Here is an 861-nt window from a genome sequence, read left to right on the forward strand (position 1 = left end):
GCGGCGCGCCTTCTCGCGCCGGCGGCTGCCCTTCTTTGTTCTTGAAAACTGCCGGCTTCTGCGGCGAAGCGCCTTGCGGGCGCGCTTCAGATGCCTCGGATTGGGTTCCTTACGGCCGTTCGACTCCGTAAGAAGATCCGTGATGCCGACATCAATGCCGATGACCTGATCCTCGCAGATCTCCTTAAGAGGTTCCTTTTCAGCAAGGCCATCCTCCCAGAGCACGGCGGCGTAGTAGTCGCCGGCGGCATCGGCTTCAAGCGTGATGCTCTTTACCTTGCCTGCGACCTCGCGATGAATCCGGGCCTTGATCGGTTCCATCTTCGGCACGCGCACGTAGTTGGGGCCGACGGAGACGTTGGCGCAGTGATAGCTCGACTGCGGGCCTCGGCGGGACTTGTAGTGCGGGAAGCCCGCTCTTTTCTCAAAGAATGCGCGGTAGCTCTTATTGAGATTCCGGACCGATTCCTGAAGCGCCATCGAATCGTATTCCCTGAGCCATGCGTACTTCTTCGACTTCTTGGCTCTGGCGATGAGCGGCTTGATCTCGTGGATGAGGTTGAGCGATACGCCCCGCGTGCGGTAGTAATGCTTCTTCAGGAAGAGCGCCATGTTCCAGCACTTGCGGACAGCACCCCACTGCGCCCAGAGAAAAGCTTCCTGAGCGGCATTGGGATAGATGCGGAATTTCGCAGCGCGGAGCATGTGGCAGTTAAAATAAGATTCAACAGTGGATCATAAAATGATATTATATCAAGAGTTAAGGGGGCTTCCATAAATTCGGAAAGCCAGTTTTTCCACTTCGCCGACAGTACCCAAAACAACGCCGAGAGCCTCAGCACCGATCCGATGTTGAGGCTT

Annotated in this window: 1 protein-coding gene; it reads right to left on the reverse strand. The window is 56.4% G+C overall.

Features of this window, described 5'->3' with window-relative positions; translation table 11 throughout:
- A partial coding sequence (locus GBM95_RS11875; protein WP_152159275.1) for an RNA-guided endonuclease InsQ/TnpB family protein occupies positions 1-705 on the reverse strand: 705 nt, incomplete at its 3' end.
- Between the last annotated feature and the right edge of the window lie 156 nt (positions 706-861).

This window comes from Sutterella seckii (assembly GCF_009183815.1).
Taxonomy (GTDB): Bacteria; Pseudomonadota; Gammaproteobacteria; order Burkholderiales; family Burkholderiaceae_F; genus Sutterella; species Sutterella seckii.